This is a genomic window from Pseudomonas sp. SP16.1 (genome assembly GCF_052682975.1).
Window position 1 is genome coordinate 2,895,245 of sequence record NZ_JBQYFZ010000001.1, and the last position, 20,908, is coordinate 2,916,152.

General features: G+C 53.8%; 16 protein-coding genes and 2 pseudogenes. 9 read left to right on the forward strand and 9 right to left on the reverse strand.

What is annotated here, in order from left to right; genetic code table 11:
• Positions 1 to 88: 88 nt before the first annotated feature.
• The 3 genes and pseudogenes from ACUTAF_RS13825 to ACUTAF_RS13835 form a co-directional block, all read right to left on the reverse strand.
• Positions 89 to 445, reverse strand: coding sequence for a PilZ domain-containing protein (locus ACUTAF_RS13825; RefSeq protein ID WP_279819072.1), 357 nt, complete (start codon positions 443 to 445; stop codon positions 89 to 91).
• Positions 446 to 481: 36 nt separating this feature from the next.
• Positions 482 to 1,468, reverse strand: coding sequence for a DNA polymerase III subunit delta' (locus ACUTAF_RS13830; RefSeq protein ID WP_445580501.1), 987 nt, complete (start codon positions 1,466 to 1,468; stop codon positions 482 to 484).
• Positions 1,461 to 1,811, reverse strand: a pseudogene (locus tag ACUTAF_RS13835) (dTMP kinase); the annotation flags it as partial. The gene ACUTAF_RS13830 and the pseudogene ACUTAF_RS13835, both read right to left, overlap by 8 nt.
• 103 nt (positions 1,812 to 1,914) lie before the next feature.
• Between ACUTAF_RS13835 and ACUTAF_RS13840 the strand changes: the two are divergent.
• The 6 genes and pseudogenes from ACUTAF_RS13840 to ACUTAF_RS13865 form a co-directional block, all read left to right on the forward strand.
• Positions 1,915 to 2,757: a deoxynucleotide monophosphate kinase family protein gene (locus ACUTAF_RS13840; RefSeq protein ID WP_445580502.1), complete on the forward strand. Its 843-nt coding sequence runs from the start codon at positions 1,915 to 1,917 to the stop codon at positions 2,755 to 2,757.
• Positions 2,754 to 4,934, forward strand: coding sequence for a hypothetical protein (locus ACUTAF_RS13845; protein WP_445580503.1), 2,181 nt, complete (start codon positions 2,754 to 2,756; stop codon positions 4,932 to 4,934). The genes ACUTAF_RS13840 and ACUTAF_RS13845 overlap by 4 nt, the downstream gene beginning before the upstream one ends.
• The gene (locus tag ACUTAF_RS13850; RefSeq protein WP_445580504.1) at positions 4,927 to 7,233 is read left to right on the forward strand and encodes a tyrosine-type recombinase/integrase; all 2,307 of its coding nucleotides are present in this window, start codon (positions 4,927 to 4,929) and stop codon (positions 7,231 to 7,233) included. Before ACUTAF_RS13845 ends, ACUTAF_RS13850 begins: the two co-directional genes overlap by 8 nt.
• The gene (locus ACUTAF_RS13855) at positions 7,226 to 8,269 is read left to right on the forward strand and encodes a hypothetical protein (protein ID WP_445580505.1); all 1,044 of its coding nucleotides are present in this window, start codon (positions 7,226 to 7,228) and stop codon (positions 8,267 to 8,269) included. The genes ACUTAF_RS13850 and ACUTAF_RS13855 overlap by 8 nt, the downstream gene beginning before the upstream one ends.
• A 38-nt stretch (positions 8,270 to 8,307) precedes the next feature.
• Entirely contained in the window at positions 8,308 to 9,594 is a 1,287-nt protein-coding gene (locus ACUTAF_RS13860) for a tyrosine-type recombinase/integrase (protein ID WP_445580506.1), read from the forward strand.
• Between the two features lie 55 nt (positions 9,595 to 9,649).
• Positions 9,650 to 9,901: pseudogene (locus ACUTAF_RS13865) on the forward strand (transposase); the annotation flags it as partial.
• A 122-nt stretch (positions 9,902 to 10,023) separates the two neighbouring features.
• Here ACUTAF_RS13865 and ACUTAF_RS13870 read toward each other — a convergent pair.
• Positions 10,024 to 10,479: a helix-turn-helix domain-containing protein gene (locus tag ACUTAF_RS13870; protein ID WP_445580507.1), complete on the reverse strand. Its 456-nt coding sequence runs from the start codon at positions 10,477 to 10,479 to the stop codon at positions 10,024 to 10,026.
• Positions 10,480 to 10,754: 275 nt separating this feature from the next.
• Between ACUTAF_RS13870 and ACUTAF_RS13875 the strand changes: the two genes are divergently transcribed.
• From ACUTAF_RS13875 to ACUTAF_RS13885, 3 genes are all read left to right on the forward strand, one after another.
• Positions 10,755 to 11,201 (forward strand): hypothetical protein, encoded by a 447-nt coding sequence (locus ACUTAF_RS13875; RefSeq protein WP_445580508.1) that lies wholly within the window; start codon positions 10,755 to 10,757, stop codon positions 11,199 to 11,201.
• Between the two features lie 3 nt (positions 11,202 to 11,204).
• Positions 11,205 to 11,603, forward strand: coding sequence for a DUF6957 family protein (locus tag ACUTAF_RS13880; protein ID WP_445580509.1), 399 nt, complete (start codon positions 11,205 to 11,207; stop codon positions 11,601 to 11,603).
• A 503-nt stretch (positions 11,604 to 12,106) separates the two neighbouring features.
• On the forward strand, positions 12,107 to 12,412 hold the full coding sequence (locus tag ACUTAF_RS13885; RefSeq protein WP_282491244.1) for a hypothetical protein: 306 nt from the start codon (positions 12,107 to 12,109) through the stop codon (positions 12,410 to 12,412).
• Positions 12,413 to 12,588: 176 nt separating this feature from the next.
• Here the strand turns inward: ACUTAF_RS13885 and ACUTAF_RS13890 are convergent, their stop codons facing one another.
• The 5 genes from ACUTAF_RS13890 to ACUTAF_RS13910 are packed head-to-tail and all read right to left on the reverse strand — an operon-like array spanning position 12,589 to position 20,767.
• A complete protein-coding gene (locus ACUTAF_RS13890; RefSeq protein ID WP_445580510.1) occupies positions 12,589 to 13,308 on the reverse strand; it encodes a M48 family metallopeptidase in 720 nt (239 codons plus the stop codon).
• Positions 13,298 to 16,405, reverse strand: a complete 3,108-nt coding sequence (locus ACUTAF_RS13895; RefSeq protein ID WP_445580511.1) for a type I restriction endonuclease subunit R — start codon at positions 16,403 to 16,405, stop codon at positions 13,298 to 13,300. Before ACUTAF_RS13895 ends, ACUTAF_RS13890 begins: the two co-directional genes overlap by 11 nt.
• Positions 16,405 to 17,178: a DUF2971 domain-containing protein gene (locus ACUTAF_RS13900; RefSeq protein ID WP_445580512.1), complete on the reverse strand. Its 774-nt coding sequence runs from the start codon at positions 17,176 to 17,178 to the stop codon at positions 16,405 to 16,407. Before ACUTAF_RS13900 ends, ACUTAF_RS13895 begins: the two co-directional genes overlap by 1 nt.
• A complete protein-coding gene (locus ACUTAF_RS13905; protein WP_445580513.1) occupies positions 17,175 to 18,371 on the reverse strand; it encodes a restriction endonuclease subunit S in 1,197 nt (398 codons plus the stop codon). The genes ACUTAF_RS13900 and ACUTAF_RS13905 overlap by 4 nt, the downstream gene beginning before the upstream one ends.
• Positions 18,368 to 20,767 carry a type I restriction-modification system subunit M gene (locus ACUTAF_RS13910; RefSeq protein ID WP_445580514.1) on the reverse strand — a complete coding sequence of 800 codons (2,400 nt, stop codon included), beginning with the start codon at positions 20,765 to 20,767 and terminating at the stop codon, positions 18,368 to 18,370. The genes ACUTAF_RS13905 and ACUTAF_RS13910 overlap by 4 nt, the downstream gene beginning before the upstream one ends.
• Between the last annotated feature and the right edge of the window lie 141 nt (positions 20,768 to 20,908).

Sequence of the window (20,908 nt, forward strand, 5' to 3'; positions counted from 1 at the left end):
GAAAACCCGAATTGTAATCGAAAGCGGCGGATGCCTGGTTGGCAGGAGGGGCATTAGCCACGACGTGCAGCGGTCGCGGCCAGCGGGTCTACATCGTATGGGTCGGACGATCCGACTTGAGTGCCCCGGCCAGATAGGTCTCGATCTTGTTACGCGCGGTGCTGTCGCCGTCGTTGAACTGCACCCCCACGCCGGCGGCGCGATTGCCCTGGGCGCCTTTGGGAGTGATCCACACCACCTTGCCGGCGACCGGAATCTTCTCCGGCTCGTCCATCAGGTTGAGCAGCATGAACACTTCGTCACCGAGCTTGTAGCTCTTGTTGGTGGGAATGAAGAGGCCGCCATTCTTGATGAAGGGCATATAGGCCGCGTACAGCACCGACTTGTCCTTGATGGTCAAGGACAGAATGCCATTACGGGGGCCCAGATTGGGTGGCAGGCTCATCAGGTGTTTCCTGGCGTCATTGCGTAGTGGCCGATTCTAGCCCGGCCCGGGCAGGCTTGCCCACTGCACCAGCAGGGCTTCGAGAAGCAACACACGGTTGAGGTTGGCCTTGCCGATCACCTTCTGTCGCTGCGCGAGCAACCACTCCTGGATCGCCAGTACCTTGGCCTGCGGGGTTTTCTCGGCCAGGTACTGCACCACCTTGCGCATGTCGGCCTGGCCCAGGCCCGACTCGTCGCGGGTCAGCTGGTAACGCAGGATCAGTTGCGCCCAGTCGCAGAACCAGTCCATCAGCAGGTTCAGCGGCACGGCGTTCCAGCTTTCGGCCAGTTGACTGGGGGCGATCTGCTGCTTGAGCAGCTTCTTCACCCCTTCCACCGCCTGCACCCGCTGCTCGCGCACGCCCTGCGCCTGCAGACGCAGCGCCGCCAGCGGCGAGCCGGCGGCCAGGGTCAGCAGATCGGCGCGCTCCTCATCGCTCGACTCCGGCAGGGCCTGGGCCAGCCAGGCCAGGCTCAGCGCCTCGCTCGGCAGCGGGCAGGCCTGCTGCACGCAACGGCTCTTGATGGTCGGCAGCAGACGACTGGGCTGGTGGCTGATCAGCAGCAGCACGGTATCGCCGGAGGGCTCCTCCAGGCTTTTCAGCAGGGCGTTGGCGGCATTGAGATTCATCGCCTCGGCCGGCTCCAGCAGCACCACCTTGCGCCCGCCGAGCTGGGCGGTCTGCACCACGAAGTCGACCAGTTCGCGCACCTGGTCGACCTTGATCGGCTTGTCCGCCTCTTCCGGCTCCAGCACGTAGTTGTCCGGGTGGGTACCGGCCGCCAGCAGGTGACAGGACTTGCAATGGCCGCAGGCATCCAGGCCGTTCGGGCTCTGGCACAGCAGCTGCGCCATCAGGCGTTCGGCCAGGGCACGCTTGCCGATCCCGGCGGGGCCGTGCAGCAGGTAGGCGTGGGCGTGCTGGCTACGGCCGGCCAGTTGCTGCCAGAGGCCTTGCTGCCAGGGATAGGCGTCAGCCACGGCAAGCCTCCAGCAGGCTCGGCAACAGAGCGTCGAGATCGGCCTGGACCCGGGCCAGCGGCTGCCCGGCATCCAGCACGCGGTAGCGCTGCGGGGCCTGTTCGGCACGCCGCAGATAAGCCTGGCGCACCGCCTCGAAGAAGCCGCGGCCTTCCTGCTCGAAACGATCCAGCCGGCCACGGGCGGCGGCGCGGGCCAGGCCCACCTCCACCGGCAGGTCGAAGATCAGGGTCAGATCCGGACGCAACTCGCCCTGGACGAAACTCTCCAGCAGGGCGATGCGCTCGACGGGTAGACCCCGACCTCCCCCCTGATAGGCATAGGTGGCGTCTTGTTTCCGGTTTCCTGTAAATGTAAACGCCAAAGGGCTACAATCCTTTTAACAAAACGTAAACGCCTCTAAAGCCCTATGATAGAAGGGTTGAGCGACGAAACAGGAGTCCTCCGTGAGAACAATCATTGGCCTTGCCGCCTTAGCGAGATCAGGAAAAGACACCGTAGCATCTATTCTTCTGACCTACCCCGGGGTGGCTGCCTTTGCCCTCGCTGACCCTCTCAAGGTCGGTTGCCAAGCGCTCTTTGGTTTGACGGACGAAGAGACCTGGCATGACGACCTGAAAGAGAAAACTATCGAACTGTGGGGTCACTCGCCGAGAGAGTTCTTTCAGACCGTCGGGACTGAATGGATGCGGCATCATAACGCAGACCACTGGCTAATGAGAGCAGACCGGGAAATCAACCCACCTGCTGGCACGAAGAACCCGCCTTTCCCGGCGAACCTTGCCTCCCCTGACGCTCCGTTCGCCCTTGCCGCTCAAGCATTTTTCGACTTCACGAACGACCAAGTGTGGAACAGTGCTAGCGCGACTATTAAGGATGAGGCTTGGGGTCTTGCCCCGCGCGAGGCCATCGAACTACTCAAGCGTCACGCCTACGCAATGTTTCCGGATTACGACCTGAGACGAGCGGCACGCCAAACAACCCTGCTGAAGCCGCGCGGCCAGGTTCCCCGGGCCGCGAAGACAATCATCTTTAAGGATATCCGCTTCGAGAACGAAGCCGCTTTCTTGCGCGCTCACCATGGTGAAATTTGGCATATCACCCGTCCCAACCTGCTGAAGGTGAACGTACACTCCTCAGAGCACGGCATCAACCAGGCCCCCGAGGACATCCTGCTAGAAAACAATGGCTCTCTAGCAGACCTGAAAGCTCTCGTAGAACAAGCCTGGGACGAATACACAGTACGCACTGCACATACCCCGGGCATCAATGAAGGCAGCGCTAAATGACTGCCTTCAACCATGCGATCTCGGAAGTAGAATGCGTGAATGGTATGCGCATTGAGTGCCGCTACCTAATGAGCCCGAACTACAGCCCTACCTCTAACGTCTGCCTATGCCTGCATTGGCTCTTCCTTCTCTACTCCCCAAGCCGCACCCATCCAAATGGATATCTGCTCAGATCAGGCATTGAGCACTTCTTGGACTACATGGCGCTCCACAACCAGAACAACCCCGAGCCGTTGCATATCAGAAAATACACCGATATCAACACGGAAATATTTTCGGGCTTCATTAATTATATTTACGAAAATAAAATTAACCTCGCCAGCGCTGAGAAACTCAAGACAGCAATGACCGCAGTGGCCAAAGAGACTGGAAAACTTCCACTCATTGCGTTACCCATAGTTCCTATCCCAAAAAGAAAAGGCAGCCAACCCTTGAGCTCCGAGGGATTTGAATCATTCCAGCTCGCACTCACCCAGCATATTACTGTTCTTTGGAAAAAACTTGAATTTCGTGCAGAGGTAGAAAAGGCTGAGCCTTATACTGCCGTAGCCGTTATGGAAGAGGTGCGACCAACACCGACCAAAGAAAACCTTTTCCAATGGCAAAAGTTTCTGCTCTCCAAAGGCGGAAAATCCACAAAATCGGTATACATCTCGCGCTTCGAAAAGTCCCCCGATGAAGAAATCAGAGCCCTAGCAAATGATGTAGATGGCGTAAAAAAATTTCGCAAGATATATCAGCGTGATATAGGCCAATTCAATTGCGATGGAAGCTTCGACCCATTTTCAACCGGCGGCTTTGCCAACTGGAAAATTGATTATGCTCGCGCGGTTAAAACATTCATCGTCCATGGCTTTCCATTCAAGTATGACATGGATGTCCTTTACAACAATTACCGCCAGAGGCAAATCGTCTCGATCCCAGATGACTGTGATGATGTAATCAAAATCATCATGCATCGCCTGACAGGGGCGAACAGGAGTAGCAGCCAAGAGCGAACGCTCCAAGTTGATGAGGTTTTCTCTCTTTATTACGCAGACACACTAGATATGACAGCAATCCTGCTGTTCATGATGTTTCAGTCAGGCTGGAACAAAGAGACAGCCTTGGCGCTTGACCAGGACAACCACGAGCACATCCTGAGTGAAACTATCGAGGCCGCGATCAAAGTCGTTTTCGCTGAGAAGAATAAATCTCAGGGACTGGGAAAGCCGTTCGAGTCACCCAAGCGGATCAGCATACCAACCCGGGATGATGACCCGTACAGTTTTTACAATCTCATTAGATTGTCACGCAAGCTTTCTGAACCGCTTACTGAGTTTGAATTCGACCACATCCCGGTCGTCTCATCCGATGAAAGAATGAACCCCCTGTTCCTATGCATCAGGCCTTGGGCCGAGTGGAAGAAAGGGGGGCGCCATACGTCTATTGCAAACCCCAAGACGTTTCAGGTCGGCGTGCAATTTTTCCTCAGGCAGTATGAGGTCATCGACGATGGTAAACGCCTAACGATGGCTGCCGAGCTTACCAGGCGTCTCAGACCGACTTGGCTACTCTACAAGAAAAAGCACAACCCGATTTCCCTGCTCTCCATGACGATGGCGCACGCCGACCGCGACACCACCGATATCTTCTACGACAACTCCAGCGCAGCCCACCAAGAGCGAATGAAGCGCCTGCGCTCAGAGCTCGAAGAAGTCCTTAATCTTCTGCGCACGCGCCAATTCAAAGGCCTGCTGGGTAAGCAGGCCCAGGCTGACGCGTCAGCAAAACTCAAGATCTTTCATATCCCTGGAAAGTCGCGGGCGCTCTGGGGCTGTGCCGATCAAACCAAACCAGACTGGGTCGGCTCGGCGATTATCGCCACCACTGGGCAGAAATGCTTTGCCATCAAAGAATGCATTTTTTGCAGCCAACTGCGCGTATTTGAAGACTCTCTCCCATTCCTCATGGAGCGCGAATCCCATTTGGATGAGCTTCTAGCTGACTCATCCGATATGGGATTCAAGTCGCGTATCGCGAAAGAAAGGGAAGCCCTCCAATTCATTGTTGATGAGTGGGGGGACGAGGACGAAATCGCCGCTGCTGCAAGGTACCGCCGCCGTGAATCTCCCCTACTGCCTCGCGATCTGGGCATCCTAGAAATTATCTTCGAAAGTGAGGATGAAAATGTCTGACCATAAAAATGCATCCGACTTCGAAACAGTGAATATTCAAGAGACCGTACACACCAGCACCAAAGATACTGGACTAGGTGGCTCCAGGACTGATGAAGCCACATCAACGCTCGTTTTCGAACAACGTTTTACCAGTACTTGCGATGCCACTGAAACTAAGGCATCACATTCGGAGGAAGACACTAAGCTCAGCGCTACCACCCATGACGACACAGCAGAAGTAAACCATGACGCGCCTAAGAAAAAGACCGAGGGCAAGAGCGAGATCAATGAGGAGGACGGTGACGACTCTGAGATAATTGAGCAGGAGCGCTTGCTACATGATCTGGAGGAAGATTACTCAGAGTCAGAGCTGGAGGAGTTGGAGGGGTTGCAGGAGGAGTTCGAATCCCCCATGACGGAGCCGTCTGTGACGCTCGTGAAGAAGCTGCAAATGACAGGAGGAGATTTCCCCGTCAGTAAGCTCTCAAACTACCATGACGTTATTTGGCGCCTGACGCACGGTAAGCACGCATTTCCAAACAATATTCGCTTCAACCGCAAGATGCCGGGGTCAAACGCGCTCAAGCGAGCGCTCATCTACCATGTGATCCCTGAGTTTTCGCCGTTCAGCTACATCCGTTCGTACTCAACGACCAAATCCTACGGTAATGAGTACAAGCTCTTGGAGCAATACATTTTCTCAGCCAACCAGCTAACGGCAGAGCCACACCATATTCAGATGATCTCTGTGCCCTTGGTGCTCCAAGCGTTCGAAGCTGCGAGTAATAGCGAGTGCAAGAATCACTATTTTGCCCTCTTCAAGACGATTAAGCACTGGATCAACCTCTCGGAGCATAAATTGATCCCTGAGGAGCTGCGGCTGAACATCAAGCTTGAGCACATTGACACCCCAGAGCGTCGTCAGGAGGTCGTGAAATCACGCTTCCAAGGTACGCTGGAAGGCTGGGTGTCCTACTCGGAAGAAGACCTTGAGATTCTCATGGACTACTCGATGTTCTGGCTTGAGGGTGTCATGCCCAAGCTCCAAGACTTAAAGAACCATCTGCTCGAAACCAAAGCCGCATTTCTGGCCGACCGAGTAATTACCCGAACAACTCGCCAGGAAGAGCTTGAAAGGCTGATGACCATCACCGTCGACGGCAAAACAGTCATGCGCCCTCAGATCCGGGAGCACGTCAAGTATGACGTGCAGAACTACTCCTATACTTGGATCGAGTCCTACGCAGATGTCTTGGACGGAATTCGCAATGCCATCTTCATCCTGGTCGCCCTGATCACCGGTGCTAGGAAATCGGAACTGGCCGTCATGAATTTCTCAGACCTGACGCAGGATGACAACGGCGAATACTGGTTGCGAATTGTGCGCTGGAAGACGGCTAGCAGCCCAACCCACGGGGAGGAAGACCGTCTACCGATTCCCAAATTCTTGGGGGACATGATCTGCCAGTACAAGGATGTCCGTAGCATTGAGCCTTTCGTCAAGCAGGGCTGGTTGTTCCAAGCTCAGAAGTCCAACAAGACCGTGAAGAAGGCCACGCCAGGCCTGATCAACTACATCATCATCCAACTCAAGAAAGACCTCCCTATTGAACGGCTGCATTGCCACCGTTTCCGTAAGACAATCGCAGAAATCTTGATCAACCGTGACGAAAGGAACGTCGACATTATCCGCGCTCTGTTTGGGCACAAAAGTTACGCGATGACTTTGCGCTACATCGCTCGCAATCCGTTAATGGTTCGCAGTGTGGCGATTGCTATTGAACAGAACTACACCCGCGAATTTCACGAGATCGTCGCGGGGATCAGGCTTGGCGCTCATTCTGGAGATGCTGCCAATCGAATTTTTGGCCAGATCATCAAGCGCCCGGAAGACTTCGCCGGTAAGCAGTTCAAGGTGTCGCTGATCAGCTACATTACTCATCTGCTGTCCGCTGGTGAGCCGATCTTCATTCGCCGCACGGCGGTCGGCACTTATTGCCTGTCTGGTGAGCACTTTACCCCCAAAAACCTTCCTCCGTGCCTGATAGGCAGGAAGGTCGAAGGTGATTTGATCATGCCTGACCCCTCTAACTGCCAACTGGAATGCAAGAAGGTTGTGGTGCTGGAGTCGGCCAAGCAAGCCTTGAGTGACAACATCATCTTCTACTCCGCCGTGCTGGAAAAAGCCAACGGCAAACTGAGCAGCACGGCTGAACGTGAGTTGCAGCGTCGCATCGCTGCAACTCAAGTTCACCTGGACAACCTTACAGCCACTGGCCATTCCGTCTCTCAGCTGATCGAGGCACGCAATGTCTAAGTTGCAAGCCCCCCATACTGATATCTCGTCTCCCCCTACTGAACCAGGAAGTGGTAGCGACCGCCGCGCGCATCTGATCAAGATCATCGTCGAACATCATCTTTCCGGAAGTACCGCAAAGCTCAAGCTGGTCGATGTGGCAGAAATGGCTGGCATCAGTCGCCAGGCCCTAGACCGCTATTACGGTGATCTGAAGCCCTACATAGCAGGGAAAAGGGATGTTGCAGACCTAGTCAATGGCCAGGCGCTTAGGTCGCAGATTCAGACGCAGACGGCGGTAAATGACGTCGAAGCGAAATGGAAGCAGAAAATTCAGAAGCTCCAAACAGAGCACGAGAAGGCCTTAAAAATGGCCATCGACACGCACATTACCTCACTCATGAATACTGATATCGCATTGCTTGAGAGCAACCAAATGCGAGTATCGCTAGAGAAGCAGACCCTTCACAACGCTGAGCTGCTAAAGAAGATCCAGATGCTCGAACTCAAGCAAGGTCTGAGCGCCATCGCCAGCCCAGAGCAAGAGGGAAGCGGATCAATACCCAAGCAAAACAAAATTATTTTCGATCTCGACATTGAGGCCATGTGCATCACTTACCAGCGAGAACAGAGTCTTGACGGCTTCGAACAAGAAAAGAGTGATCAGGTACGTAAAATACGCGAAAAACTAAACAAATATGTGGGCACACAGAACGTGCACGTCATCCTGTTCGCTGACCGTTATATTTCAAGATTCAAAACATTTGCTGACCGCTACACCAGCCTTACAGCGGAAGTCAGCTTAATTATTAGGCTACCGCTGTTCACTCGCAGTGAGATAGTGGCGTTCCTCAAACACATTCCATCCGGCTTCAAACGAAGCATTCACGTGCCATACTCAGACTCAGATGCTGAGAAAAAAGCCCAACGCGTCTTCATCTATCAAAAATATCCGCTCCCCCAAAAGGAGATAAAATGGGCGGATGATGCCGACACCCCCAATATAGCCTGGGGATTTGATGAAGTCGTTTTCTTTAAGATAGAACAGGGCAACTAAACCGGGCAGCGACGAATGAAACCTGGACACCGAATACAATGCTAAGCATAAAAACTAAAGAAATTAGCTACAACAGCATTGAGACATCACTGGATGTCACACACTGCATTCTCATTGCACAGCAGGAAGGTAAAAATATCCTGCTCTCGCATCCCAATATGTTTCTGTACAAAACAACTAGGGCTTCAATTAAAACCTCGGTGCGATACGCAAGCATCATTTCAATGTTTTATCGTTTCCTGTCAACTCAGGAAAAGATGAAGGGAAAAGAGCTGGGCGTCTATCACATGCTCGCTGACAACAAAGACATCATGCGCTGGCAAGTGCAGCGACAGATTGATCGGGTAGAACGACAGTCCTTACGCCCTTCGTCGGAGACCATCTTCGAGGACGCCAAGATCCTCCTGATATATTTCAGATGGCTCAACGCCCATGGCTACCTCAGCAATGTTGAAGTACAGTTGAAAACATGGCAGGCAAATTTTCGCAGCAAACGTATGCTTAACTACGTGCAACTTAAGGCGAAAAGCAAGATAAATTCGGACAACATCCGAGTACTTGACAAGAAAAGCCGGCAGCGCAAGTCCAACTTCCTCATCAGCAACCACGAAGTCAAGCAACTGCTTGAGGCCTATGCAGACCCGGTATACGCCTGCCTGTTCAACCTGGCTCTGGGCACCGCGATGCGCCCTATGGACTTGGTTAAATTTCCATATATAGGCAACCGCGACAACAAGCACATCCTGCCATATTCAGAAATGAATAAGAACCTTGTTACCACTAAATATACCGTTTACAAAAGCAAGGGAAACAAGGATCGTACCATTATAATCCACATGGAAGACCTAAAGGCACTTGAAGAAAACTACATAATTCCATACTACGCAAAGCGCAAGCAATTATATCAGAAACGTTACGGCCACCCCTGCCCACCTCACATCCTATTTCTGAATAAAAAAGGAGAACCCGTTACTGAGAAAATGATCTCATCCCGCACAAATGATGCGAAAGAAAAAATTATAGCCAAAGATCCAAATTTTCGCCCACACTTGTGTTTTTATCAGAGCAGACATTGGTGGCCTACGCAGCACCTCATCAAAACGTTTGGCGAGCGGCTGCTGACTGAATCGATGGATGCGCTATATCTCGCCACAGCACAGGCGATAACTGCCCAAATGGGCCACGAGGACATAGAAACGACATATAAGTACTATATCGACATGGCCAGAATCATCATGATGCTCCATAAGGGGAAAACCTTCGAACTCATCAACAATCCGAATCAGACGACAGGTGCCTTCATGCGGGCCCTAGGGACAGTCTGAAAAAGACTTTCTGATTTTGGCAAAATAGCCGAACGCCCCCCCACCGAGTTTTCTGATGAAGCAGATGACCTTCGCCGATGCCGAGTACGCCGGCAAGCGCAAGCAGACCCGCAAAGAGCTGTTCCTGATCGAGATGGGCCGGGTGGTGCCGTGGAAGGGGTTGATTGCCTTGATCGAGCCGCATTACCCCAAGGGTGAAGGTGGCCGTCCGGCGTACCCGTTGATGGCGATGCTGCGGGTTCATCTAATGCAAAACTGGTTCGGTTATAGCGATCCAGCGATGGAGGAGGCACTGTACGAGACCACCAGAGACCTACCAGGCAGGTGGAGCACGGTGTAGTGGTCTAGATCCTTTGCGTCTCAACATCCCGTCTTCGTCGGTATTCACAGGACTAGACCTTGCAGGCGCTTGCTCTATTTCTGCTCCTACTAACTGCTTGACCAATACCGCTGGACGGTTCTTAGCCCTACATCGAGCTTCTTGGCTACCTCTTCCTTGCTTAGCCCTTCGCCCTGTAATCGCAAGACAGCATCACGCGTACTGTCTGCTTTCTGCCCCCTAATCCCCCGAATAGCATCATCGGCAGCAACCGGATTTAACCGGCCAGCATTCAATAACGCCATCAGCCTGTTATTGCTCCTGAGAATCTGATCCTGAACATCGAGGCCAGAACGCCGCGCCTCGACAACCAGCAGCACATCGCTGAGAGCTACACCAAGCACACCGCATAAGGCAGCAAGCGTATCGATCCTCGGCAGGATCTGACCGTTTTCAATCTTGCTCAGATTTGAAATGTGGAGGGTTTCTACGAGCTCTGTGCGCGTGAGGCCTGAGTGGATTCGAATGTCCCGTAGCACCTGCCCCAATACCTTTTCGAACCCCATTTTCTTTGCGCTCAAAATTGAGCATCAGACCAGTTTTGACGCGCCACATCGTTAGCTTATATGCTATCAATATGGCGCGGCGATCTTATCAGAAACCCCGTCAATAAATTGCCAATTGAAATCCTTGGCACCAGCCAAGCAGGTGTGATTGCAGCCAGCGGCCCCAACCGAGTCCGCAAAGAGCGATGCCCAGCTTCTGCTCCTGCCGCCCTGAATGACACCCCGCCTCCATGGCGGCATAGCGACTGAACAGATATTTTAAGCGGAGGAACACCATGGCTGATCAAGCCGGACATATAGACTTTGAGTTCAAGTCAGAAAGTGCAGGACTCTGGTGCCTCAATAAGAAAGGCAGCGAGCGCTGGATGAGCATTACGCTGGCCAGTACCGAAACCAATGGTGTTGTAAATACAATCGCTACAAATGACCCAGAGATCATCAAGCGAACCCTTAATGCCCCTGGCGAAGGACTGTACATCCGAAGTTTCCAAGCGGTCGTAAGCTGCAATTATCCGGATAACAAAGGAATTGCCGTAGCTGATGTACTAAAGCTCATAGAGGAACGAACCAAGCGCGGCGAGCTTATACATCTCGTTCACACAAAGTTTGGTTGCTATCAATTCGGAGGGCCGACCAAACTGATGGCTAGTCAAGTTCAGATGGGGTCTGATGTAGTGCTCTACACCGCCGAGCCACCTGCGCGTCGGTATTACGGTGGATAAGCGATGAAAGAATTGCATGAGATAACCGATCTGCTCTACGGCGATGGAGTACAGATGCCTGGAGCAAAGGTCAGTCAGGATGAGGCTGTTCGGATTGTCCGTGAGTGCCACCCATACTCTGAGTACTGCCTCATTTCTGATTGGCGCTGGATAGATCTGGACGTCACCTCAGCGCAACTCAACGAGCTAACTAGAACCAACCGGCACCCAGTCGTCATCTACGCCCATACCGTGATTTACGATAGTCAGCGCAGATGGGATGTTGGTGACTTTGTGCGCACAAGCTATCTTCATAAATTCGAAGACGGGTTCATCTTCCAGACACTAAATTCGATTTACATCCTGATCGGCGATGGCATCAGATCAAGAGCTTCTCTTGAGACCCTTGGGCGCATTTTTTGATGTCAATGAGCGAACTATCAAGACGCACCAGGCTACGCCTGTTCAAAGCACAAAACACCCATTTCTCTTGGCGAGTGACTGGATATCTAACAGATGTCCATATCTTCATAAGATCAGCCATTGGCTGTGTGTACCACCATCAAGGAACTCGAAAATTCTTCAAAGAGGGAGTGACTATTCGCACGTCCGATGTAATCCACCTCTACAAAGAAAGTGGATTCTGGGTGCTGCATACCACAAGCGGCAGTTTCTACGTGATCGCGACTTTTGAACGCAAAATCGGATGGTATTCGCTGATGCATTTCAAGGCTTCTGGGGAAGCTAGGTTGCGCGTGCCCTGGCGCCTCTTGAACTAGCTTAGGCTGCTTATGCAATGTAGATTGACCTGCTATTCCCTTGGTAAGGCCTGGCTGACATCAGATCTTTGGTGTATATGTTGATGTATGTATAGCTAAGAGTCGTCTACACTTTCCGTGTGTAGCCACTACTAGGAAAGTGTATCAATGCCGACGATAGCCGAACAGTATCAAATTCTCGCGAAGATGATTGAAGACTTATGCGAAATCAAGAAGGAGTACTATCACCTTTGGCATTACACATGTGGAAAGTCAGTACCGGATGATTATCGAAAAGCAGTGGATAGCTTGATGGAAAAGGCCAAAAACGAGTGCGAACGCTGGGTTCATCCTGCTCCGGAAATTTTATATTGGGAGGCTTGGAAAGCCTTCTATCGTGTTGATACGCCATTGAATACGGAAGCAATAAGGCGTGTTTTAGTCAAGAAATTAGAGATCGATCTTGACGTGTGAAATGCTCTATCTAAATGTGGTGCATTCTTCCCGCTTGCTATTTTCTGGAACTTGGATAATACGCAGCTGGCTACGTTCTTCTCGCTAATTAATCTGGTCAACAACTACCATCAACCGCTTAGGGCCATGCCTTGCTTTTGGCACCAAAAGTTGTGGCGTCCACTCACCACACTGGCTTAAAACTCTGTCAGCACTGAACTATTCAGCTCCTCACGCAGCGTTCGCCATTGCGGCAAATGCAGGTCGAGGAAGCCTGTGAAACGCTCGTTGTGATGCCGCTCATGCAGGTGAGCCAGTTCGTGCACGAGGATGTATTCAAGGCACTGCAAGGGCTTTTTGGCTAGTTCGAGGTTGAGCCAGATGCGCCGGGCTTCGATATTGCAGGTGCCCCACTTGGTCTTCATCCGTTTGATGCCCCAGGCCCTTACTTCAACGCCTAGCTTCGGCTGCCACTTTTCCAGCAGCTCTGGCACCAGGCGCTTCAACTCTGCACGATAGAAGTCCTGAAGCACCTGCTCGCGTCGCTCGACGGTGGTCTCTGGACGCACGAACAGATCCATGCAGGCCTTACCGCGCAGCGTTACATGCAGTGCTATACCACTGCTCTCGTGCACGCGCAGGCGATACCGCTGACCTAGGAAGTAATGGCTCTCGCCGCTGACCATGCGCCGTTGGGATTGCCGGGGCTGGGCCTGAAATTTGGCCCGTTGGCGCTTGATCCAGCCCAGCTTGCCAACCACCGCCAGGCGCACGGCTTCGTCATCTACCGCCAACGGCGCGGCCACACGCACACGTCCTTGCGGCGGATAAACGCCCAGATGCAGGTTCTTGATCGGCTTGCGCACGACCTCCACGGTCAAACCGCTGACCGTGATATTACGGGACTCAATACTCATGCTGATGCTTGACCAGTTCCAGCAAAGCATCCAGCTGTTCGCTGTCCTGTCCTGCCGAATAGTCACCCAAGGCTTCAGCGGCGTCTTTACCCCACTGATCCAGCACATGCTTGATCGCCAGGCGTACGCGTTTGATCTTCATGGCATTGCCGCGCCAGTCGTCCTGCCGGCTATCTAGTACAGCGGCATCCACAGCCAATGCCAGGCCTGCATTGTGCCCCAGGTTGTCATACAGCGCTTTGCGAGCAGCGCTATTGATCGAGCCGGGATAGTTGGTCGAGCTGGTTGGGTTCTTGGCCTGCTGAGCCAGCTTCACCACCTCATCCAGATACTCCTGATAGCTGATGGCGTCTTCCTTGCGCTTAGCGATCAGCGCATCGAGAAGCGAAGACATGGTCTCGTAGTACTTCGGGTTGATCGGCGACTCATCGATGATCAGCTTGCGCACGTTGTTCTCGATGGTCTCGGCGACGGCTTCCTGGCTTTCGCGGATGCCATTGGGCAGAGCGTCCACCGCATCGACACCACGTTCCACGATCAGCTGGATCAGCGACATATCATCGAAGGCTGAGATCTTCTCGCTGTCCTCGGCCCGGATGTAGGTGTCGATCAAAAAGCGCATGTCCGGCTCGTAAGCCTTCAGGTCGATGTAGTCACCGCTGGCCAGTTTCACCTCGTCGCGCACCTTGGTGAAGTGATCAACCTCATCCTTGATCTCGCTGATTTCTCTGGCGCTATAGCCGGCTTCTTCCAGCTCGTTGGCCAAATTGCCGAAGCAGCGAATCAGCGCTGAGGTCATCTTGTACAGGTTCAGCCGCTTAGGCTCATTGGCTTTAAGCACCTCGGCGTTACCCGAGTCGGTGCCGCAGAAGAAGCGGATATAGGCAGGCGTGTCCTTGGGTTTCTCCACCGGCTCGCACAGGGCCTTGATCGCCTCGCGGGCGTCCTCTAGGTCTTCCTGGGCCTTGCTCAGCCGGTCTTCCAGCAGGCCTGCAACATCGGCCTTGTCGTAACCGTCCAGTGCACCGCTGGTGTAGTCGCCGATGGCGCCTTCCAGCTGCTTGAACAAGTCCTTGTAGTCGATGATGTAGCCGTACTGCTTGTCTTCACCGTCCAGGCGGTTGACCCGACAGATGGCCTGGAACAGGCCGTGGTCGCGCATCTGTTTGTCGATGTAGAGGTAGGTCGCTGAAGGCGCGTCGAAACCGGTCAGCAGCTTGTCCACCACGATGAGCAGGCGCATCTGGCCCGGCTCTTTGATGAAGCGCTGTTTGACCTCTTTCTCGAAGGTCTCCGGATCTTTGTCGCCGAGCATCTGGTTGTAGATGGCGTACTGACGCAGCTTCTCGGTCAGTCCTTCGCCAGTGGCTTCACCCTTGATGTCAGCAGGCGATGGCTTGTAGCTGGTGACAATGGCGCACCTGTCGCCCATCCCGGCTTTGCAGAATAGCTCATAGCACTTGCAGGCCTCGAAGATGCTGCTGGTGACCAGCATCGCATTGCCCCGGCCATCGGCCAGGCGGTGCTTGGTAGCCATATCGAGGAGGATGTCGGCGACGATCTTCTCCAGCCGCGACTGGCTGGACAGCACTTTCTGCATGGTGCCCCAGCGCTGCTTGAGCTGGGCCTTGGCCAGGTCGTTCAGGCCCTTGGTCTTGGCCTCGAACCACTGATCGATCTTCTGCTGCGAGGTGATGTTCTGGTCGATGTCGCGGGCTTCGTAGCGCAGGTCAAGCACCACACCATCGGACACCGCCTCGTCGAATTTGTAGGTGTGGATGTAGCGACCAAACACTTCGATGCTCTTTTGCTTGTCAGCTTTGAGCAGCGGCGTGCCGGTGAAACCGATAAACACGGCATTGGGCAGGATGGCTTTCATCGCCTTGTGCAGCTCACCGGACTGGGTGCGGTGGCACTCGTCGACGAACACATAGAGGTCGCCCTTGGCGCGGAAGTCTGGCGGCAGGCTCTTGCGCAGCTCCTCCACAAAGTCTTCTATATCGGCATCCTCGCGGGTGCCGAACTTATGGATCAGCGAACACAGCAGCCAGGGAGATGGCTGGTTGAGCTTGTCAATAAGGTCGGCACCGCTAGTGGTACGCACGATCTGCTCGTTAACGCCGGTAAACACCTTCTCGATCTGCTCATCCAGCTCGGTGCGGTCGGTGATGATCAGCACCCGCGAGTCCTGGATGTTTTCCCGAATCCATTTGGTCAGCCAGACCATGGTCAGGGACTTACCCGAGCCCTGGGTGTGCCAGATGATCCCCCCCTCGCGCCGACGCAGGTAGCGCTGCGCCTCGCGGATACCGAAGTACTGGTTATGCCGGCAGAGCTTTTTCACCCCGCTGTCGAACACGATGTAGTCGTGGATCAGCTCCAGAAAGCGCGCCTTGTTGCACAGCTGAAGCAGGTGCCGATCCAGCAGATTATCGGCAGCGGCGCTGTCAGCGTTTTCCTCCTTCCAGGTGAGGTAGTACTTCTCGCCGGTCTGGATGGTGCCGTAGCGCAGGCCCTGGCTATCGTTACCAGCCATCACGTACTGCATGGTGGAGAAGAACGGCTGGATAAATTCGGCCTTCTGGTTATCCAGGTTCTGCCGGATACCCTCGTTCACCGCCACCTTGGAACGCTTCAGCTCCAGTACACCGAGGGCAATGCCATTCACATAGAGCACGATATCCGGGCGCTTGGTATTGGCCTTGGCATCAGCGCCCTTGACGGTGACTTCCTCGGCAATCGCGAAGTGGTTGTGCTCAGGATGCTTCCAGTCGATCAGCCACACCGTCTGGGTGTTTTCGCCAACTTCAGGTTTGATCTTCACGCCGTAACGCAGAAGTTCGTAGACCGCCTTGTTACGGTCATACAGGCCCTTGCTGGCATCATTGGCTACACGGTTTAGTTCGAAAATAGACCGGCTGGCCAGGTTGGCGTCCACGCCCTGCTCAAGCAGCCAGCCGCGCAACATTTCCGCTTCGATATTGACGTTGCTCGGGCGCTCGGCCCAGTCGCCGAGGTGCTCATAGCCCAGCACCTGCTGAAACAGCTTGGCCACGCGTTGCTGGGTCTTTTTTTCGATCTGCCCGACTGTGCTCATCAGTGTCTCTCACCAATTTCACTTTGAGCGGAAACCGTTATCTCAAACCGATGTTTTGTCCGAGTGGCATCAAAAAAGCGAACATCTCGACCGGCCATAATTTGCATTATTGCTTGACGATCTTGAAGGGACGTAAGCTCGCCAAAAACAATTTCACGAACTGCACTCGAATCATGTTGATAAAGCCCGTACCCACTCCATGTGAAGCCTTGCTGGCTATCGGGGCTTGGTGGAACAACGATTCGACACTCTTCTTCGTGTGAGTACGCATGAGATTTTGTGGCGAACATTTTTTGGCGCTCTATGTCCGTCAGATGGTTGTTCTGAAGAAGCGCCACTTCATTAATTTCGGTTAATTCTTCATTGTTGTAGCTCAAATCATAAATATATTTCCAGCGCGGAGTGCATTCGTTTGCTGATGGATTGGTAGGGGTAAGTGTTTTCAATAGTTCCGCCAAATCGTAGCCAACTGCAACGCCTCTCAGGCCACTGCCGTAGTAAGACCACATGGGCAGGTTGGAATTGCTTTTGCACAAGCAAAGTATTCCGGCTTCGCGGATGTCTCGACTTAGTGCGCCACTAAAGTTACTGCCGGAAAAAATGCGCTCTGGTTCAAATGGATCATTGAAAGAGTCTGGCTTAGCAAGCCAGACTTGGTTCAATAGCAGAGATCTGAAGAGGAATTCATTTGCCTCGCGGTACTTGTAAACGATCCTTGGTAGCTCAAGGGTTGATGGTACGGGGCAGACATAATTTATGTTGAGCAGGCTCATGCCAATCGAATCCTTCCGGTGAGTAGTTCTTGCATCATACCCTGCTTGACTTGGAAAGCCTTGTTGCGGCGGGCTTCGAGGGTGGTGAGCTCGCTTCCCATATCGGAGAGGATGGTGGCGATAGCAATTTGTTCTTCCAAATCACTAGGAATTAGCAGCTCAAAGCTGGCAAGCGTCCCTCGGACAATTTGCGGTTGACCAGTACCCGTAATACACACGGATAGATCTTGGCCTAGCAGCAGAAAATATAGGAAGTTTTTGTTAATGCCACTGGACTGATCGCAGTTAACCACCATTGCATTTCCAGTTATCCATGATTTTTCAACGGTTCGATTAACTGTTCCGCAGGTTGAGCCACGACATGTAACGGTGACCTGACACGTGTCATGGTTGAACTCTGGAAAGAAACCGACCACTCCATTTGCGCCATAAACGGGATAGCCAGACTCGGTGAATTGCTTGGCGGAAATCGTGACCGGTTGGTATAGATTTGCAATATCCCCCAGCCGTTTTATCTCCAGCTTCCCACTAAATCCTGGAAGGCGGTGCTGGCCGGTTAGGAGTTGTTGCATGGCGGCTTGTTGGACGTCGCGCTTTTTGGCAATCAGTTGATCCAGTCCGCTAATCAGGGAATCAATATCCGATAGAGCATTACCAATGGCAACCTGTTCTTTTTTTGGTGGGACAGGCATGCAAAAAACAAGCAGATCTCTGGTATATATTGCTGCAACACTCGTGGTGCCAGTGGCAATTGCCTTCAAGCGGGCAATGCTAGATATTGAATTCAAGGCGTAATTGGCATACTCAGTTGATGCGATTTTGCGCTGATCGAATTCTAGCCTCATAAGGTTTGAGTTGTAGTAGGCGATTGGAAGCTCATCGCGCCAGATAGCGACCTTCCCAACTAGCTCAAGAGTATTTCGAGTATTAAAAAGTACGTCACCTTTATTTAGCTTGTGCGAAGGGTCAATCGAATCTATGTCTTGGATATACTCAATTTTATCGAGACTGAATATGCCGCGATTTATATTTCCCATCTTCATGAGCGGGGCAGATGTTTCACGCTCGCTATTTCCGTAGTTACCTCCAAGTCGACCTCGAATTAAGGTCTCCTTCAAAGGAAGGGCGTCCCATACAAGTGGAATTAATCCAGCCTCGGTTAGCTTATAACCCAATGCGGCTTCAGAACTCATACCGCAAACCCCATCTTGGCTAGATGCGCATTTACCTTGGTCGCTAGCGCTTCCACCTCGGCATTCAGCGCCGGCAATGGTGTGGCATAACGCTCAGCCAGTTGGCGAATACGACCACTAAGGGCCTGGGACACCCGATCCAGCTCGGTCTGTACATCGGCTTGCAGGGTGGCCAGCCATTTATCGTCCACCACCAGGGTTATCAGCTCGGCTTCGCTGAGCTGGGCGTAGTGGGCCAGCACCTTGGCATCCAGCACCTTCTGCGCAGCTTTGGCCTTTTTGCTGGCTTCTGCCTCGCGCTCGATCAGCGCCAGGCATTGCTCCAGCGCCTGGCGTTCTTCATCGGCGTCGCGGTCGTGCTTGATGGCTTTAAGACGTGCCTTGACGCTGGCGGCGGTGAGTTTGCCCTTGTCGGTTTTGCCTTCTGCCAGCAGGCCGTCTTCGCCACCCTGCTCCTCATCCAGCTCTTCCAGCTCACGGCTGATAGCGTCGCGCTTGGCTTCCAGCTCAATGATGGCGGCGGCTTCGGCAGCATAAAAGCGACGTACGACCAGCTCGGGTGGCAGCAGGTCGGTATTGGGCTCGCCCTGGCTAGAGCCGCTGGCAATTAGCGGCTTCCATCCATCGATCACCAGTTGGTACACATCGTCCTGCAAGGTGGCGTACCAGTAGTCCTGGAGGTGCTGGTAGACGTCGTAGGCATCCAGCAGCGGTGCTGCTTCGAAGCGATGCAGCAGATCTTCGGCCAACTCTTTGAGCAGCGCTTTGGGCTGATCGCCAATGGCGATGCCGGCGAGGTTTGGGCGGTGTTCGGCACGCCAGACCTCGAACAGGCCCGCCACCGTCTGGCGAAAGGCTTCGAACTCGGGGTGGCCGAAGATGGTCGGCTTGATCTCGCTGATGGAAACTTTAAGGCTGAGGTAGCCGGCGCGCAGTGGCTCGAACAGCGCGCCGCGCAGGTTAGGCATTACCTCCCAGTAAGCATGTAGAGCGTCGATATCACGCTCGGGAATGCCGCCATGCAGGTGGGCCTCGATGTCCTGAAGATCTTCTGCTTCGCTGGTGTCGATATAGCGCGGGATATTCAGGTTGAAGTCGTTGGCCTCAATCTCGGCCATTGGCACCAGCCGCGCGAATTTCTCCACCTCAATTTGCTGGGTGAAGGTATCGACGATCTTGTGGATGTCCTGCTCACGCAGACGGTTCTTGTTGCCGTCCTTTATAAAGCCCTTACTGGCGTCGATCAGGAACAAGCCTTTGCGCCCAGCGCTGCCTTCTTTGTCTAACACGATGATGCAGGCAGGAATGCCGGTGCCGTAGAACAGGTTGGCCGGCAGGCCGATGATGCCCTTGATGTAACCCTGCTGGAGGATGCGCTTACGGATGGCGGCCTCAGCACCACCCCGGAACAGTACGCCGTGGGGCAGAATTACTGCCGCCTTGCCGGTGCTTTTCAGCGAGGTGAGCATGTGCAGGAGGAAGGCGTAGTCGCCGTTCTTCTCAGGCGGAATGCCGTAGCTGAAGCGGTTGTACTCATCTTCTGCCGGGTTGAAGCCATTGCTCCAGGCCTTGGTGGAGAACGGCGGGTTTGCGACGATAAAGTCGAACAGCTTGAGCTTGCCCATCGGGTCTTTGAAATGTGGCGCGGACAGGGTGTTGTCCTTCCAGATCTCCGCCGTGGGGCAGTCGTGCAGGATCATGTTCATCTTGGCCAGGGCGCTGGTGGCGTTGTCCATTTCCTGGCCGTAGATGGCCAGATCCAAGCCTGTGACGCTCTTGGCTTCGTCGTGTGCCTTGAGCAGCAGTGAGCCCGAGCCACAGGTCGGGTCATAGATGCTCTGCTTGCTGTCAGTAGCACCGGCCAGGCCGATGACCTGAGCCATAATCCGCGAGACTTCTGCGGGGGTGTAGAACTGCCCCTTGCTCTTGCCGGACTCGGTGGCGAAGTGGCGCATCAGGTATTCGTAGGCATCGCCAAGGATGTCGTCGCCCTGAGCGCGGTTGCTGCGGAAATCCAGGCCCGGCGAGTTGAAGATGCTGACCAGGTTGGAGAGGCGGTCGACCATCTCCTTGCCCTTGCCGAGCTTCTCCTGGTCGTTGAAATCCGCTACGTCGATGACGCCGGTGAGGTTATTGGCCTCGGCCAGGCGGGCAATGATCTGGTTGATCTTGTCGCCGATCTCCTTGTCGCCCTTGAGCGCCACCATATCGGCAAAGCTGCCGCCTTCCGGCACCTCGATCAGCGAGTTGGGGTCGCCGGCGTACTTGTCCGACACGTATTTCACGAACAACAGCACCAGGACGTAGTCCTTGTACTGCGAGGCATCCATCCCGCCACGCAGCTCGTCGCAGGATTTCCACAGGGAGGAATAGAGTTCGGATTTCTTGATGGCCATCGGGCGTACTACCTTGCAATGCGGGATAGCAGGTAGCAGCGGGTCAAAGCCCCGTACGCGTCCCTGCCGAAAGGATGGGCCGAGAGTACCAGAAATGCGGAGCAGGCCTCATCCTTGGCCGGCAACAGAATAGCCTTCGAG